General features: G+C 38.5%; 20 protein-coding genes and 1 CRISPR repeat array (1 of these 21 running past the window's edge). Of the genes, 5 read left to right on the top strand and 15 right to left on the bottom strand.

Features of this window, described 5'->3' with window-relative positions; translation table 11 throughout:
* Positions 1–249: 249 nt before the first annotated feature.
* Positions 250–1,884 (bottom strand): ABC transporter substrate-binding protein, encoded by a 1,635-nt coding sequence (locus HMPREF0091_RS02765; protein ID WP_006302735.1) that lies wholly within the window; start codon positions 1,882–1,884, stop codon positions 250–252.
* Between the two features lie 736 nt (positions 1,885–2,620).
* Between HMPREF0091_RS02765 and trmB the strand changes: the two genes are divergently transcribed.
* Positions 2,621–3,487: a tRNA (guanine(46)-N(7))-methyltransferase TrmB gene (trmB, locus tag HMPREF0091_RS02760; protein WP_006302734.1), complete on the top strand. Its 867-nt coding sequence runs from the start codon at positions 2,621–2,623 to the stop codon at positions 3,485–3,487.
* A 150-nt stretch (positions 3,488–3,637) separates the two neighbouring features.
* Here the strand turns inward: trmB and HMPREF0091_RS02755 are convergent, their stop codons facing one another.
* From HMPREF0091_RS02755 to HMPREF0091_RS02735, 5 genes are read right to left on the bottom strand one after another with little or no spacing between them, the layout of a single operon-like run.
* Positions 3,638–4,546 carry a PTS system mannose/fructose/sorbose family transporter subunit IID gene (locus tag HMPREF0091_RS02755; RefSeq protein WP_010241948.1) on the bottom strand — a complete coding sequence of 303 codons (909 nt, stop codon included), beginning with the start codon at positions 4,544–4,546 and terminating at the stop codon, positions 3,638–3,640.
* Complete coding sequence (locus HMPREF0091_RS02750; protein WP_006302732.1) at positions 4,536–5,309, bottom strand: PTS mannose/fructose/sorbose/N-acetylgalactosamine transporter subunit IIC; 774 nt, start codon at positions 5,307–5,309, stop codon at positions 4,536–4,538. The genes HMPREF0091_RS02755 and HMPREF0091_RS02750 overlap by 11 nt, the downstream gene beginning before the upstream one ends.
* Positions 5,310–5,319: 10 nt before the next feature.
* Positions 5,320–5,793, bottom strand: a complete 474-nt coding sequence (locus HMPREF0091_RS02745; protein ID WP_006302731.1) for a PTS sugar transporter subunit IIB — start codon at positions 5,791–5,793, stop codon at positions 5,320–5,322.
* Position 5,794: 1 nt separating this feature from the next.
* Positions 5,795–6,532 (bottom strand): BtpA/SgcQ family protein, encoded by a 738-nt coding sequence (locus HMPREF0091_RS02740; RefSeq protein WP_006302730.1) that lies wholly within the window; start codon positions 6,530–6,532, stop codon positions 5,795–5,797.
* Positions 6,533–6,540: 8 nt separating this feature from the next.
* A complete protein-coding gene (locus HMPREF0091_RS02735) occupies positions 6,541–6,954 on the bottom strand; it encodes a PTS sugar transporter subunit IIA (RefSeq protein WP_006302729.1) in 414 nt (137 codons plus the stop codon).
* A 192-nt stretch (positions 6,955–7,146) separates the two neighbouring features.
* Between HMPREF0091_RS02735 and HMPREF0091_RS02730 the strand changes: the two genes are divergently transcribed.
* The 3 genes from HMPREF0091_RS02730 (at position 7,147) to HMPREF0091_RS02720 (ending at position 9,427) form a co-directional block, all read left to right on the top strand.
* Positions 7,147–7,869, top strand: a complete 723-nt coding sequence (locus HMPREF0091_RS02730; RefSeq protein WP_006302728.1) for a GntR family transcriptional regulator — start codon at positions 7,147–7,149, stop codon at positions 7,867–7,869.
* Between the two features lie 86 nt (positions 7,870–7,955).
* Positions 7,956–8,504, top strand: coding sequence for a cysteine hydrolase family protein (locus tag HMPREF0091_RS02725; RefSeq protein WP_006302727.1), 549 nt, complete (start codon positions 7,956–7,958; stop codon positions 8,502–8,504).
* Positions 8,505–8,758: 254 nt separating this feature from the next.
* Positions 8,759–9,427 carry a hypothetical protein gene (locus HMPREF0091_RS02720; protein WP_006302726.1) on the top strand — a complete coding sequence of 223 codons (669 nt, stop codon included), beginning with the start codon at positions 8,759–8,761 and terminating at the stop codon, positions 9,425–9,427.
* 510 nt (positions 9,428–9,937) lie between these two features.
* Here HMPREF0091_RS02720 and HMPREF0091_RS06350 read toward each other — a convergent pair.
* The 6 genes from HMPREF0091_RS06350 to HMPREF0091_RS02690 all read right to left on the bottom strand — a co-directional run bounded on the left by HMPREF0091_RS06350 (position 9,938) and on the right by HMPREF0091_RS02690 (position 12,737).
* On the bottom strand, positions 9,938–10,018 hold the full coding sequence (locus HMPREF0091_RS06350) for a hypothetical protein (RefSeq protein ID WP_438830561.1): 81 nt from the start codon (positions 10,016–10,018) through the stop codon (positions 9,938–9,940).
* A 275-nt stretch (positions 10,019–10,293) separates the two neighbouring features.
* Positions 10,294–10,785 carry a hypothetical protein gene (locus HMPREF0091_RS02715; protein ID WP_006302724.1) on the bottom strand — a complete coding sequence of 164 codons (492 nt, stop codon included), beginning with the start codon at positions 10,783–10,785 and terminating at the stop codon, positions 10,294–10,296.
* Complete coding sequence (locus HMPREF0091_RS02710) at positions 10,778–11,092, bottom strand: hypothetical protein (RefSeq protein ID WP_006302723.1); 315 nt, start codon at positions 11,090–11,092, stop codon at positions 10,778–10,780. Before HMPREF0091_RS02710 ends, HMPREF0091_RS02715 begins: the two co-directional genes overlap by 8 nt.
* An 85-nt stretch (positions 11,093–11,177) precedes the next feature.
* The gene (locus HMPREF0091_RS02705) at positions 11,178–11,489 is read right to left on the bottom strand and encodes a hypothetical protein (RefSeq protein WP_006302722.1); all 312 of its coding nucleotides are present in this window, start codon (positions 11,487–11,489) and stop codon (positions 11,178–11,180) included.
* Positions 11,490–11,662: 173 nt separating this feature from the next.
* On the bottom strand, positions 11,663–11,890 hold the full coding sequence (locus HMPREF0091_RS02700; protein WP_006302721.1) for a hypothetical protein: 228 nt from the start codon (positions 11,888–11,890) through the stop codon (positions 11,663–11,665).
* 349 nt (positions 11,891–12,239) lie between these two features.
* Complete coding sequence (locus tag HMPREF0091_RS02690) at positions 12,240–12,737, bottom strand: VG15 protein (RefSeq protein WP_006302719.1); 498 nt, start codon at positions 12,735–12,737, stop codon at positions 12,240–12,242.
* A 40-nt stretch (positions 12,738–12,777) separates the two neighbouring features.
* Here HMPREF0091_RS02690 and HMPREF0091_RS02685 point away from each other — a divergent pair, with 40 nt between their 5' ends.
* On the top strand, positions 12,778–13,290 hold the full coding sequence (locus HMPREF0091_RS02685; protein ID WP_006302718.1) for a hypothetical protein: 513 nt from the start codon (positions 12,778–12,780) through the stop codon (positions 13,288–13,290).
* A gap of 440 nt (positions 13,291–13,730) precedes the next feature.
* Here the strand turns inward: HMPREF0091_RS02685 and HMPREF0091_RS02680 are convergent, their stop codons facing one another.
* From HMPREF0091_RS02680 to HMPREF0091_RS02670, 3 genes are all read right to left on the bottom strand, one after another.
* Positions 13,731–13,982, bottom strand: coding sequence for a hypothetical protein (locus tag HMPREF0091_RS02680; RefSeq protein ID WP_006302717.1), 252 nt, complete (start codon positions 13,980–13,982; stop codon positions 13,731–13,733).
* Between the two features lie 290 nt (positions 13,983–14,272).
* Positions 14,273–14,536, bottom strand: coding sequence for a Txe/YoeB family addiction module toxin (locus HMPREF0091_RS02675; RefSeq protein ID WP_006302716.1), 264 nt, complete (start codon positions 14,534–14,536; stop codon positions 14,273–14,275).
* Positions 14,529–14,777: a type II toxin-antitoxin system RelB/DinJ family antitoxin gene (locus HMPREF0091_RS02670; protein ID WP_010241942.1), complete on the bottom strand. Its 249-nt coding sequence runs from the start codon at positions 14,775–14,777 to the stop codon at positions 14,529–14,531. Before HMPREF0091_RS02670 ends, HMPREF0091_RS02675 begins: the two co-directional genes overlap by 8 nt.
* A 495-nt stretch (positions 14,778–15,272) precedes the next feature.
* Positions 15,273–15,695: direct repeats of the CRISPR family, unit length 28 nt (it continues 2,055 nt past the right edge of the window).

Below are 15,695 nucleotides of genomic sequence, written 5' to 3'. Positions count from 1 at the left end.
TTGTGATTAAACTGTAACATAAGTTAATAATTGTTTATATATTCGTATATGCTAACTAGTTTTATACAAAACAACCTGAGCAACAGAAGCATTCAAAACAAAAAACGTAAGCGCACTGGGCATCTCTATATATGTTTTTACAGCGAGGCCCTCTTACTAACAATTGTATCGTGTGCGTGAACAGAAGAAGGTGCTGTTTTACGCAGCACCTCCTCGTTATCCTTACATGAAACCTTACCAAAAACTCACTTAGCTTTGGGGATTATAGTTTGGATCTGATGTATCAACATCAAGTTCAAACGTATGATAAATAAGATTGCCAACGGCTGCGCCCTTAACATAAGGCTTAGCAACAAAGGTTCCCTTTGGCCAGTACAGAGGAATAGTTGCATAATCTTCACGAGTGATCTTGGTATCAACCTGCTTGTAGATATCTGCACGCTCTTGTTCATCATGAGAAGCACGCGCCTTATCTAAAAGAGCGTCTACCTCGTGATTGTTATAGAACGACGATTTTTTAGCAGCACTGGTGCTGTAAAAGTATGTATACAGGTGATTATCGCCATCGGCATAAAGCGGATACCAACCAAGTGCCGTAATTTGGAGATTTCCATCTGCCCAGTCTTTGGCCCAAACGCCAGCATCTTCTACCTGTACATCAAGATCTACGCCTATTTTTGACCAATAATCCTGAACTGCTACAACCTGTTTTTGGCTCAAACCAGCACGAACTTTTGCAGTAAGTTTAAGATCGGTTACGCCTGCCTCGGCAAGCAAGGCTTTTGCCTTATCAGGATTATATTCAAGCGCACCCATATCCTTAAGCGAACCAGGTGTTTGAGGAGCAAGCCAACCACCGGCAGCAATAGCATTGCCACTTGCAATGGTATCAACAAGCTCTTGACGGTTAATTGCCAGCGACAAAGCCTGGCGAACACGCACATCCTCAAGACCTTTACCTTGTTTAAGGTTAAGGTTAATAAAATGTACACCTAAAGATTCATACGAATGAATAAGATCTTTAACATCGGGATCTGCCTGATATTGTGCAAGCAACGAAGGATCAAGATCGCAATAATCTATGTCGCCATTTTTAAACGCAAGCATCTTAGTGTTGAGATCGTCAAAGTATTTATAGTGGATCTCATCAAGAGCGGGCTTGCCATCGTGATGGTCATCAAAGCGAGCAAGTACAACTTCGGTTGTTTCGTCGTTTGAAACAAGTTTATAGCGACCGGTTCCAATAAGATTAGTACCCTGACCCCAATCTTTACCTGCTTTTTCGCAAGCATCTTTAGGAAAAATGTGTGAATAGGAAATAGCAAGATTAGACGGGAATGCCGCAAATGGAGCCTTAAGCGTAAAAGTAAAATGCGTATCATCTTGAATCTTAAAACCAGCAAGCTCTTTTGCTTTACCAGCAAGCATCTCGGCAGCGCCTAAAATTGATGTATACATATACGTGGATTTTGCAGCAGTTTCAGGGGTAAACATACGCTCGAACGTATATTTAACGTCTGCTGACGTAAGCGTTGAACCATCATGGAACTTGACACCCGATTTAAGCGTGCATGGCAGGGTTACCCCATCAGCTTCAAATTGAGGAATTGACTCAAGCAAAACAGGAACCAACTTGTTAGTTTCATCCCAACGAAGCAAGGATTCGCAAATGCTATCCGAAATTGAAGCAGAAAGCGAATTTGTGCTGCGTTGCATATCCAGAGGAACTTTAGCATTGGCTAAGCCAAAACGCACAATTTTCTTCTTATCTGCACCTGCATTCTCATCAGTTGCACCACAAGCGCTCAACATCGCCGAAGCGGCGATGCCGCCCATGGAGACGGCTGATGCCTTAAGGAAATTACGACGGGTAATTGTATCCATCTTAATCCTACCTTTCCTAAAAGCTTGTCGTGTATAACGTAAGCATTGAATTCCAAAATTTACAGACGTTCATAAAAACATACTATATGTCTTTCGTTCGTAAATAATGTATTCAACTTTGCTTACGAATAACTTTGTCATGTTTTGTGAAATGTGAAAAGACTTTTTTGAATTTGGAAACAATTATGTAATATTTACCCACATGTTAAACACAAATGACCTATGTTTTCCCATGATTGTGTATGATTTAGATCATATAAGATAAAATCAATGCCATTCAGAATACCATCCTACACACGATTTACACTATTGTTTGTATTTTTGCCTTCTTAATACAACTTTCCCCTATTTTTTTGCCGATTATTATTCAAAAAGCAAATAAATTATTTCTTTCTCCATACATAGTAAAGTTAGAATCGGTTAATTACGTATTACTTTCGATTGAACCCTCATATGAAACTTTACATCCTTATACTTATAACTGTTCTTACCACTCACCATATCTTTCTACATTATTGTTTGTAATTTCAGCACTCTACATAAGATACGAGGTAACACTCAATACTATGTATTGATTACAACAGCTTGCTATGAGCGCACACAGTGTCTATGCATTTTATAAAAGTTTTGAATATCCAATGACCATCCCTTACTATGTTTAAGGAAATCTAGCATATAGGCATAGATACGTAGGCATAGATACGACCATTAAAACTCATAAGAAAGAGTATGAGCAATGCACGCACTTCACGCACGACTTGGAAAAAATTTTGATCTCGCACAGCGTCTTATACGCTACCAGAAAGCAATCGTAGAGAAGCCCAAAACGCTTCGCGGTTCATGGTGCAGCTGGTGTTGTCCGTGTGAGCAAAACGAACATGGCAAATTTGTACAGGCGGCGTTTGAAGAAGTTCGCTTAGATTTGGGGTGCGGAAAAGGAAATTTCACGCTTGAGGCAGCACGGCGCGAGCCTGGTGTGCTTTTTGTTGGCGTGGATATAGAGCCGTTGTGTATAGCCATTGCGGCGCAGAAGATTTGTGACGAGAAGCTTTCTAATGTGGTGGTATTTTGCGCGCATTCAAGTCTTTTGCATGAATATTTTGCTCAAGGCGAATTGGCACGTATATACCTTAATTTTCCAACCCCGTTTCCGCGCAAAAAGCAGGCGCGTGATCGCTTGGTGTATCTTGATAATTTGTTGGTGTATCGCGATTTGCTGGCTAAAGGTGCAAAGCTGACGTTTAAAACAGACTCATATCCGCTTATGCAATTTGCCAAAACGCAATTTGTGCGCGCGGGCTATACATGTACGTGGGAATCGGACAATGCACGAGTTGAACGTCCAGATGAGCCTATGAGTCAATATGAGGAAAAACTAAGCGAGCAAGGCGCACGTGTGTTGGCTCGAGAATATATTGTGGACGCGTTGCCCGCACAGATTTCGCAGGTAGAAAAATTGAGTTTGGTTGATTATCTGCCAAGAGATCTCTCACTTATGAGCTATATTCCCCACGGTATGCAGGGAACTTTTATCAATTTGATTAATTACGAGGCGAAACACAACGGCAAGCGACTTGATTCGCATGGCCAGCCACTGCAATAGCTGAATTAGAGAAAAATTTTATCTTGCATGACTATCCTCATGGAATCAATGCGTAGCACCTCTTTACAACGTAAACTTGTAAAGAGGTGCACCTTATAACCAAAGGTTAAGTAAAAGCTCGATGGCTGCTCAATTAACTAAACAATAATGCTAAAGCATAATACCTATTACGCAGCAAAGGATGCATAAGACGATGGTTCCTAACAAAACCCAAACCGTTTTTACTCCACGTCTTCCTAATAACCAATACATAAATGAAAAGAGCAAAAGTTGTGGAAGCCCAGGCATAATCATATTGAAGTAATCGGTAATTGGTTTTGCAAATTCACCTTGTCCAACGCTCAACGGAATATTAAACGAAACAAAACTTGCAACCATGGCACCGATTGCCATCAAACCAACAACACTTGCTGCAAAAGTAATTAACTCCATTATATTTGATTTGGCTGCGCTTTTAATAATCTCAGACCCATAATTATAACCAAATTTAAGACTATAATAACGAATAATAAAAGCCGGAATATTAAAAATTAAAAGTAGAAGTAACGCTCCTAATAAACTCCCATTTTGTGCAAAACCAATAGCAACTCCCGTACCAATAATTCTAAGTGTTCCCGCGATAAGAGAATCACCAATACCTGCCAGAGGACCCATAAGAGAAGTTTTAATTTTAGCGATTACCGAATCATCAAAATCACTATGGGTGGCATTCTGTTCTTCCATAGCGGCATTGACGCCTAAAAGAAGTGTTGAGAGTTGTGGAGTAACAGCCATAAAGTCTAGCGAGCGCGTACAAGCACGCTTTCTCTTTTCTACATCACGAACAGGGTCGTATAAGACATCTATAGCTGGTGTGATAGCAAATGAATAACCCATATTTTGTTGGCGTTCATAGTTCCACGAACTGTCAAGCATGCAAGAATGCCAAAATATTTTACGAAGCGTTTTCTTATCTAATTTCTTTTTATTTTGAAAGCTTGTCTCTTGCTGTGCAAGTGTCGTTTCCAAAGACGTAGAATCATTTGGCTTGCTATTGGCTTCTACCTTATTAAAACTCATTATCATCACCTTCTTTTACTTCAGATGTAGCACCTAAATTAGTGTTAAAAAGAATGATGGCAACTAATACCGCTGCAATAACTGTAACTCCTACAATATTCACATGTCCGTATGCCACCAGCAAAAAGCCCAACAGTAAAAAACAAGCGGTTTTCTTATCCATAATCATACGAGCAAGCAAAGCAAAACCTATAGCAGGTATGATGCCCATCGCATACTTAAATCCATCTATAACATAGGCAGGGACTCCATTTACTATTGCTTGCATAGTAGGTGCGCCTAAATAGAAGCCTACTGCACAAAGAGAAGAAAGCGTAAGTAGCTGAACAAGTGTAAAGATGTAATGCACCGCATTCATACCCAATACATTACCCGACTCTGCAAATTTATCGGCTTGAGCAGCAGCGACAGGCCCAATAGTAGCCCGAAATAGAGATTCCCAAATTAATGACATAAGAAGCGAAACTGGTAATGCGACGGCAACAGAAGCCGCAACATCAGAGCCTGTCGTAATAACATAAGCAGTACCAATAATTGTACCCGAAATCATATCAGGTGGATTACTTGCACCAATAGCTTGTGCTCCAAGATATACTAATTCGCAAGCAGCGCCCGTCATACAACCTAAGGGAATATTTCCTAAAGCGATGCCCACTAAGGCTCCTACTACAAGTGGACGATTAAGTAAACCGCTTGAAAGCGAGTTGTAAAGATAGGATATAATTGCTACGATAAATATCCCAATTGTTTGGCTTACAAGCATAACTCCTCCTTTAATCTATAAGATCCAACACATCTACTTTCTTATCGTTCGGAACCTGTTGTAAATAACAAGAAATACCACGATCTGAAAGATCTTTCAGACATTTGATATCTTGTTGAGATACACATACTGCAGGAGAAATCCTTTTACGCTCCGATGAATTTTTTGCGCCACCGATATTTATTTCTGAAATTGCGTGCGTATTACATGCAAGCTTGTAGGCATCCTCGATTGTTTCACATAAAACAAAAAGTTTATACTTATCAGTCACTCCTGAATTAAGAGCAGCTATCGAATCGTCAATGCTTTTCATAACAAGCTTAGTAGTTCCCGGTTTAGCCATCCGTAATGCTGAAGCACGTAGTTCATTGGTTGCTACATCATCATTTGCAATCAAAATACAATCAGAGCCAGAAGCACCAATCCAAGCAAACACAACCTGACCATGTAACAGACGATGGTCAACCCTACATACGGTAATCATCTTAGTTCACCTCGCCTTCTTTTACCGCACGGACAAGTTCGCGAACATGTTCACTGCATACTGTTCCTGATACTTCATAGGTATCTTTAAAATAACTGCCTGCAATAACGCCGTTGATATACGAAAGACTTTTTTTGACATTTGTAGGCGTGGCACCAGCAGAAATAAGCAAAGGAAAATCCTTCAGGCCTTCTCTAAAAGAGATGATCTTATCCAAATGAGTTTCTTCACCTGTAGCTGCTTGAGTAACACAAACCGCATGACAGCGTGATTGAGCAATTTTAAGATCTTCTGATAACGGATTCTCAGATAATAAAGGTTGTTTTTTAAAACGAACCCCACCAAGAATCATACCTGTATATTTTTCTTGCCAAATTTTGAAAAAATGAGTAAGAGTAGCATCATCCCGAGGAATAACATGACCAACAACAGAATCAAGTTGCACAAAATCGGTTTTATATGCAGAGGCCAATTCCAGACCCATGCTCTCCGATCTAAGACAATTAACACCTATTAAAGTTTGAGAACCAATTTGATCATGCAGATAATCAAGTGCAGCAATGATTTCATCACAACCGTTATAGTAGTTTTCAACTACAACACCATCAATGCCGCCTTTGACATATTCATCGAATTCCTTTTTAAGGCACTCCAAAACTTGCGGAATAGATTCCCCCTTAAGATGGAGCATACCAAAAACTCGTTTTTGTTCAAAATACTTAGCATATGGATTACTCATATCAACTCCTAAAACTCCTCCAATGAGATGTCTCTCATTTCGATGTCAGAAAACACTTTTATATCTTGTTGCGCACGCGATATTGTCTGAGGCAATTGCGATACATCCTCAACCTCAGAAATACAAGCAATTAACAGTGCTAGATTCATGCCAGAAAAGACAATAATATTTGACTCTAAAACCAGTGGATACAAAGACGTAAAAACACTTGCCCCGTAGAGGTCACAAAAGACAAAAAACGTGATTTCACGATTATTTTTTGCGCTAGAAAGAAGACTTATCTTAAAATCTTCTATATCATTTTGTCTCGTTAAACAAAACGTAGTAACCGAATCGGCCTCTGAACCTAGAATCACCTGTAATGAATTCTTCATCCCTTCGGCTAGATTGCCATGAGATGCAAGAACAATACGCTTTTTCATTTATCACCTACCTTTGTAGTAATACATGTTAAGATAGGTTATAACATGTTAATACATGTTATATGAGTTTTAATTGGCGAGTGGTCGTATTATAATAGCGAGTGGTAAACCACATGTTTGAAGTTGCTAATTCTAAGACAAACGTGCTAAACAAAACTACGGTAATAAAAATTCTACTAAAGTGGAGCGTGAATGGAAGAAAATCGTAAACCGCTTACCTTAACAGAAAAGGTTGAAGCAAACATTCGATCACAAATTGATTGTGGCGTTTATGAGCCAGGTAATCTCATACCTTCCGAACATCAACTTGCTGAAATTCACGAGGTAAGTAGAGTAACTATTAGACAAGCACTTCAAAAACTTGTTGAAAGTGGCTATTTAATTAAACACAAAGGATCAGGTACCTATGTAAATCCTAATAGGGCACTCTCCCACTCTTACAAAACGGGTAGCTTTTCAGAGAATTGCAGGAAAAAAGGAATACAAGTCCATACCAAGATACTGTCTATTGAAGAAATACCTGTCCCGTATGACATTGATAGGTTTATGCCTAAATCAACAAAACAAATTACTGCAATTCAACGCCTTCGTTATACAAATGGCAAGCCTTGTCTTATTGAAATAGACTATTTGAGTAACGAATGTCAATTTTTAGCACAAGAAATAAAAGACGACAGCTCAATATTTGAACTGTTACAGCAGCATAAAATTGGACCAGTCGTAAGCTTTGAAGAAGAATTTAGCATTACTTCTGCCACAAAAGAGATAAGTCAAGCTCTTGATATACCACAAAAAACACCTTTACTTGAAGTAATAGAAGTATTACGCGACTACAATGATGGTCTTCTTTATATCAACAGGCAATTTATTTATACTAAACGCTATAAGCATCGTGTCCAATCTAGTTGTTTATAGTTGGGTGAAAAAGAATATAATATATGATTGACAAAGACCATAGTAATGGTCGGATTAAGGGGCACAGAGTTAAATGAGGCGAGAATATGAAGGCACTTATTGTAATTGATTATTCATACGATTTTGTAGCAGATGATGGTGCTCTTACCGTAGGCGCACCGGCGCAGGCACTTAGTCAACATATTTGCGAGCTTACGCATGATTTTCTTAATGCAGGCGAATATGTAGTTATTGCCAACGACACACATCACAAAGGTGATCCTTATCATCCAGAAACCAAACTCTTTCCGCCTCACAATATCGAAGGAACCCCAGGCCAAAAACTATATGGAGAAATGCAAACCATCTTGGAAGCCAACAAGGATAATCCAAACCTTTATTACATGCCAAAAACTCGCTATTCTGCCTTTGCGGGAACCGATTTGCACATCAAGCTACGAGAGCGCGGCATTAATGAAATCCATCTTGTAGGTGTTTGCACGGATATTTGTGTTCTGCATACGGCTGTTGACGCGTATAACCTTGGTTTTTCTATTGTTGTTCACAAGGGTGGCGTTGCGAGTTTTGATCCGCAAGGACACGCATGGGCGCTTAACCATTTTGAGCATTGCCTTGGTGCAAAAATTGAAGATTAATATTTAAACGTTAAAACGCGTGACTCTCTGTAAGAGAACTGTCACAACCGTTATGTTTATGAGATACTTTTCATGGTTCTTTTTGTAGCTTTCTCGTGCTATATCGAGTGCCGTTGTGAGCAACACACCGAACCTTAAACAGGTTAACTCATGCTTCCAACTGGATAAGTTTGAAAAATTTAAAGCAATTATAAAAGTTCATGTATAATAAACTGTATAAAACCGCCATAATTAAAGAGATTTAGGGTGTTTATATGAGATTTTTAGAGTTATTTATGAGTTATAAAATTGGACTACAAGGCATAAAGAGCACCATTCCGTTTACTGAGCTTCCACTATATCGACAAGTTTGTATGACTGTTTTTCTTGTGGGTCTCATTATGACCGGTATTCTATATGTATATATACATAATTTATTCACGCTTATTCCATCCATCATAAGTGTACTTTCTGTTATTATTTTTGCCATAATAGACTCTCGAAAAACTAACCTTAATTACATGCTTAAGAATTACTATATTCCCTATTCTAATCAGCGAATACAAATGACAATCGAGGTTTTAAGAGAGTATAATATAGACTTTAATAATGTAGAATCTCTTAATATGTTAATCGAGGAAGCAAAATATGCACAAACCGAATGTGATATTTTTGCGAAATTTCAAAAGCCCCTCAAAACCTTAACCGCTATTATCGTTCCTATTGCAGTGCTTACCGTACAGAAAGTCAGTGAAGCAGCAACACCAACCCAGATGCTTTATATGGGTGCATTAGTTATAATAACCATCTTACTAATTTTTTCGCTCATCTTTTCTTTTATGCCTATTGTAAAGAATTTGTTATATCGTGATTATTATAAATATAATGAACTGATGTATGACTTAAGACAAATAAAACTTTTCTACGCAAGAAAATCTAACTAACAACTCCACATTTAATTGACGATAATTAAAAACAAAAGCTATGGGAACTACCCGTAGCTTTTTCAGAACTATAGGACAAAAGTGTGTAAATAAGTTATTCTGTTGTATAGGGATAGGAATCGCTTGTTGTAGCTCTGAGTACACCACAGTGTTTCCATATGTATCGGGGTATATACTTTCTCCTCTATGCGGTCTGAATGCATTTATTAGTGTTTGTAGGTTTTTATTTCTAGGCATGCTCTCGAGTATGCCTGAAGTCTCTAGAAGTTTTTCTGTATGCATGTAACACCACCAAAATACAGCTTTAATACGCCTTAGCTCACTCACTCGATGGTTGCGAAGCATCTCTCTTATAGGGGAATTTACTTCTTCCTCTATTCGATTATTAAATTTAGGAAGCTCTCCCAAATGGATCAGTTGAAGGTCAAGGTAGGAAAATAAACTATCTTTTTTGAATGCACTAAAAATAGCGCGATGAGCATTTCGTATACGAATATAAGTAAATTGATATTATCTACGTGATTGCGAGCTTCCACACTCAAAACATCTATAGCGCTGAGTTCCAGCCTTTGTCTTAGCGGTTTTTACCATTTTGCTCCTACAAACGAAAACAAATATTTGCACTCATACTCCACCACCTAAAATTAGTAATTTTTTTCTAATTTAGATGGTTTTAGCTGTTGATATGTTGTAAATTTTACAAACTTTTTGTCCAGGTAAAAAATTCGATTTTTTGAATTGTTACGATAAATCGGCTGTTTACCTGTGCAAACAACCGATTTTATAAACACTTTTTGTCCTATAGCTCCTTTTTGATTTGGACATAAAAAAAGACGGTATCGTACCGTACTCAATAAAATATTTTGTTAATTTAGTTTCTCTATCTTTTTTTTGATAATGTTTATGAGATTTTCTAAATCATCGTCTCCTAAAGGTAATTCTAAATAAGTTATTGTGTTTCCAACAACCCCTGAATCAAATTCATTTTCAACATTATACCTTGATTTTACAGATTGAAAATATGAATCACTCTTTTCCGAAAGTATCTTTCTTTCATTATCCTCAAATACATCTATGCTTATTCTATCAAAAAGAACATGAATGTTTTTTGTCTTTGAGTCTTGCTCAAGTGTTTGTAAACTAATAACAGCAGTAATATCTCCTCTTCTTGCAACAATCCATTTCCACATTCCTAAATTATAGGATGGCTTTATTTTACCTCTAGATGTATAATTCCATGTTCCTTGATGTCCTGTAGCACTAAACTGACTTTCTACTAATTTCTTCACTATTTTTTGACGTTCTATATTACGCACATCATTATATAATTTCTTTATCTCTTCGAAATTTTTATCCATTTTCCACCACCAAAATTATTAATATTTGTTTACTATTATACCCACTATTAGCAGTTTGCTTGATTTCATCCAGTCTAACCTTTGTAGAATTAAACCTATTTACTAAACTCGTATATTTTTTCTCATACTCATCCTGGTCCTGCAATTTCCGCGCATTTTCATTGATGCAGTTGTTAACCTTGTCAGCTACGATGTTGAGTTCTTCTTCGAGTTTCAGTTGTTCATTTTCAAGACTTGAAGTATCAAAAATAGTTTTTACCATCTCTTTATGCGTTACGATGATTTCTTGTTTATCTTTAACAAGCATATGTGTTTTATATGTTATATTACAAACGTTTGTTCTACCATAGATTAGCGTTCAGCCAACTCTGCAAGACTCTTTGCCCAGGCTCTCATGCCTTCTTCATCACTGCCTGAAATAAGGCTTGCGGGTACTTTAAGCTCTTGGGCGATTTGCTCTTTATGCATTTCGTGCTCCGCTTTCTCTTGAAGTGTTTTGAGTGCCTTTTCCGCTTTACTTGCGCACGCTCGAGCTCTGTCATCTGCAATTCCTCTAGCTTGGCAAGCTCGTCTGCTGCTGCGCTGTTTTCTTTAGCGCGCTTTTCCCATTTGCGCGCTTGCGCTTTCCAGTCGGTTTCTGCAGCTTCTGCGTGCGCGTCCGTCGCTTCAACGTCCTGTACTTGCTGTACATCATCTTTAGCCATAATGCGTACTTTCTATCCATGCGGATGTATAAAAAAGAGCCTATGCAGGCTCTTTGATTAACGATATTGATTGGTGCAGCACGTGTGCTTACATGTGCGCTCCTTTGAGATATAATTTTGTTTAGATAGGAGGTATGCTGATCCGCTAATGGAGGAGCTGCCTCCTATTTATATCAATCTATTTCTGGAAGAAAATTTTTTATAAGGTCAAACATAAAATCGCTAGGGAATACCCAACTAACGACGTTTTTGTATTCCATTATTGCAGGTGCCCTGCCGACAACTATGTCGTTATCACCATATATTGGTCGGTATATATTAATACCTTTATATACACCTAAATATATTGCGTCTTCTAACTCAGGTTGACTTTGGACAAATGCCTTAATCTCCTTATCCATTATGCTTTCTCCAAGATCTTGTCCACTAGTTTCTTATTGAAATCCACATTGTCAACTCTCAACAACTTGAGAGCAATGTTTATTTTTCTTCCCTTGTACGCGGTGAAGAACTTAACTGAATCAAAATAGTTAGATATTTCTTCTCCAGCATACCTACGATTTATTTGTGGGTCAAATAGTCGAAGCCCCCCATTGGTTCTATCTACACATATTATATGACCCCCACCGCTTTTCCAACACATTTAATTGTATATCTAGCGTTTTCTTCAACCACTCCATCAGAGTTAAGCCACATTACAAACCTACTTTTGATTGGAATCGCCCTACCACGATAATCTTGGACACCCTTTCACGTATAGGTAATATATTTAGGCCGTTTGCCTGTTTCTCTATCTATATATGCTAGTGACGTATCTCTTGACAACAAATAAGTAGGGCTATCTGGCTTTTTGTTGTTTGGCAATGCACGAACATTGTATCCTCTTCTACGCGCTTCGTTAGCAACCACGCACGTTTGGCAATTAACGGAATATCCAGCATAGTTATTTTGAATCCGTTTAAACGTTTCTTCAGTAATTTCACCTTTGGTAAATTTTACCCACGCTTCATAAATATATTTATATTTAGGATTAGCTCTCAAGTGATCGGCTTCTTCAAAGCTCATTGGTTTGCCAGGTGTCAAACCAACTATTGTCACCTTGTCGCCAAGTGCTTTTAGTATTTCTTCTGGCTTATAGCCTTCAACACAGGTATCTTTCTTTCCCGCTACAATCCTGCAGTGGCAATTTGAATGATAGTGCCCTTTATCCTCGCCAGCTGATGTTTTTGCGTGTGTCTTACATCTCATAAAGACTTACCCCAATCGCTTTGATAAAATCAATCGCTTTATGGGGCGTGAATACGGAACAAAATGGATCTTCTTCATTACAAGTAAAGGATATGATGCTACCTGTAAAAGCAAATGTTCTGATAGTTCTGTTTTAGAAGATGATATACGTACCCATCCTATTGATATGCTTGCTCAGATGAAAATTGCGGCATTTATGAGCAGAAATAGGATTCGCGACCTATACGATGTTTTGTTTATAACCAATAACTACTGGGAAGAACTCTCGCAGCCAATTCACCGCCTTTACGGAACAGGTTTCTCTGAAAAAGGTATTGAACAGTTTGATCTGATGTGTGCAACGCAAGATAATGATCTTATTGATAAAGATTCCCTTGCAGAGTCCTTCCTAAAGGCACTTGATAAAGCAAAAATTGCTCACACTACAGAAGAAGTCCACCCGTACCGCTCTCTTGCTAAGAAGCTGGCTGCAACGAAGGCAGCACCGAAAGCAGCGGTCAATAGGCAAAAAGAGAACAATGATACATCTATGCAGCATGGTATTAAACATTAAAGAACAATTTCTATCCCCAAGCTATTCAGCAAGAAATGTTCAAAGTATATAACGACTGGTAAATGCTTTGTAACACTTTGAGCTAAGATCATGCTTAATTACAAATAAGTATCTATGTTTGCGCAGATAAACGGAATAAAGTGAGGAAGCAGAATGGTGGCTAAGAAGGGATACTTCCCTTGTGAGCCCGCATTCCCACTTGACGTGGGATACTCCCAGGTGTGCGAGAAAACGGTACACTGGCAATTACCCGTACAGAATAGGATACTGAGGCGCACCAACAATTTGGCAATACTCAAATAAAGGGTGGACAAGCGGATATCATGATGTGGTTGATATCAACCATTTTTATTGAACAAGAAAAAGCTAGTGAAACATGACAGGATATTATTCACAAACGAACACAAACCTGAAAATGACAAAGGAAAGTATGGGTGCAACTAAAAGGGTAGGCGCGAAAAGGTGTTAGACAGTATATAAGCAACAAGAATCATATAGGCAATCAAAATAATAAAATTTAAATATTGTCCTACTCTCCATACTTTAGCCGTTTTAGTATTATCAACACTCTTGACAAGATGATCATTTTTAGCGTCATTGCGCTCAACATCACCTTTAGCTTTTAATATTTTCTGTATTAGTAGTTCTTTTTCTAGCTCTTCTTTTGTCATGTCGCCAAGTCGCTTATCCATGGTATCCTCCTAACATAGTAAATTTTACTTTATGCTTTCCTCTAGCTCTTCAACTATGCAGTTATCCATGCATTCATTAAGTGTACCACTTTTTAAGTAAATACCCAGTTCATAGCTAACATATCCATCATTAAAATCATAATCCAGATTACCTGGGATCACCCTCACGTGTGCAGAAAAAACTAAAAATCAAGGATTAGTGACTGTATATCAAATTGGTTTTTAATCATAGAAATGTTGGAATGAGGAAGGGTGTGTTAAGCTTTTAAGACATTTGATAGTACACATATTTATTTATCTCTATAATGAGACCCGCACTGTGCCACCTCTATGTTTCCATTCCTTATGCGATAAACAAGACGATTGTAATCGTCTATTCTTCTGCTCCAAAAACCTCTTAAATCTCCCCTCAGAGGTTCAGGTTTACCTATTCCCTCATAACCATTTCTTTCAATATCCTGTAGCAACTGAAGTATGCGTTTAATAGTTTTTCTATCCTGCTTCGTCCAATACTCAAAATCCTCCCATGCTTCATCTGAAAAAATTTTATTCATAATCTACCTCATGCACTTTTCCCTTGCCTGCATTGAGCTGGTCAATAGATTTTCTTAGTCTTGTCATATTTTCATGGCTATAAAACGGATCAACAGCTACTTCAAATGGTATTCTTTGCTCATTTGCAAGCTTGGTAAGAAAAATATTTATAGCCGTAGACATACTTAAGCCCATAGCTGCGCAAGCGCTTTCAGCCTTCATCTTGATTGTATCGTCTACTCTAAAATTCACTTGAGTCATAATTACCTCTTTTAACATTCTATTTATAGCATTTACTTTACAGCGTAAAGTGTTTTATACAATATAACATATAAATAAGAATTCCACCGTTTTAAAACGGTATGACGTAATATTTCGGTTTCACGTTCACAATCAATTTTTTACCGTTCGAATTATCCTTGCAACATTTTTCAACAAGATTATTTTAGTGGTTACTCCCTGTGTAGTTACCGTTATCCAACCAATTAGTTAATCGAATGCGTAATACAGCTCTTTGTAAACGCTTCTACACGTTCGTTACGTCGTCTTCAGTAATATTTCTCCTTTAGCGTTTAGGCGTGGTATGAGCGCACGTGCGTCCGCCTCAAGCTCTTTCTTTAAGGTGACACACTAACAACATACGTTGCAAGTGTCATAACAAACCAGTAGAGATGCGCTTGTTCAACTTTACACTTGACGAATCCACCAATCGTAAAAATCACGTTTACACCGCCATGTACCTCAAGGTTGATGGGGTCACCCCCCCCGCGTATGCGGGAAATACCTTTTTACCTCAAATTCAATGACAGAATGACCAGGATCACCCCCGCGTATGCGGGAAATACCAACGTGAATATCCAATCTCGCCACGTGCCCAAGGATCACCCCCGCGTATGCGGGAAATACGAATATCCCACGTCCTACACGCTGCTTTCCACGAGGATCACCCCCGCGTATGCGGGAAATACTCACCTATTAGCGCACAAGACGCAGATGAACTTAGGATCACCCCCGCGTATGCGGGAAATACCAGCTTTGAAACCTTTGTTACATCTATACCAGCGGGATCACCCCCGCGTATGCGGGAAATACAATATCTCCTTGTACAATTGCGTGCCAACGCCGGGATCACCCCCGCGTATGCGGGTAAAACATACGTGCGAACGTTGCGACCGTCAT

This window comes from Fannyhessea vaginae DSM 15829 (assembly GCF_000159235.2).
In the GTDB taxonomy this organism is placed as follows: domain Bacteria; phylum Actinomycetota; class Coriobacteriia; order Coriobacteriales; family Atopobiaceae; genus Fannyhessea; species Fannyhessea vaginae.
Note: the sequence above shows the minus strand (reverse complement) of the source record. Positions and strands in the feature narration are given on the sequence as shown.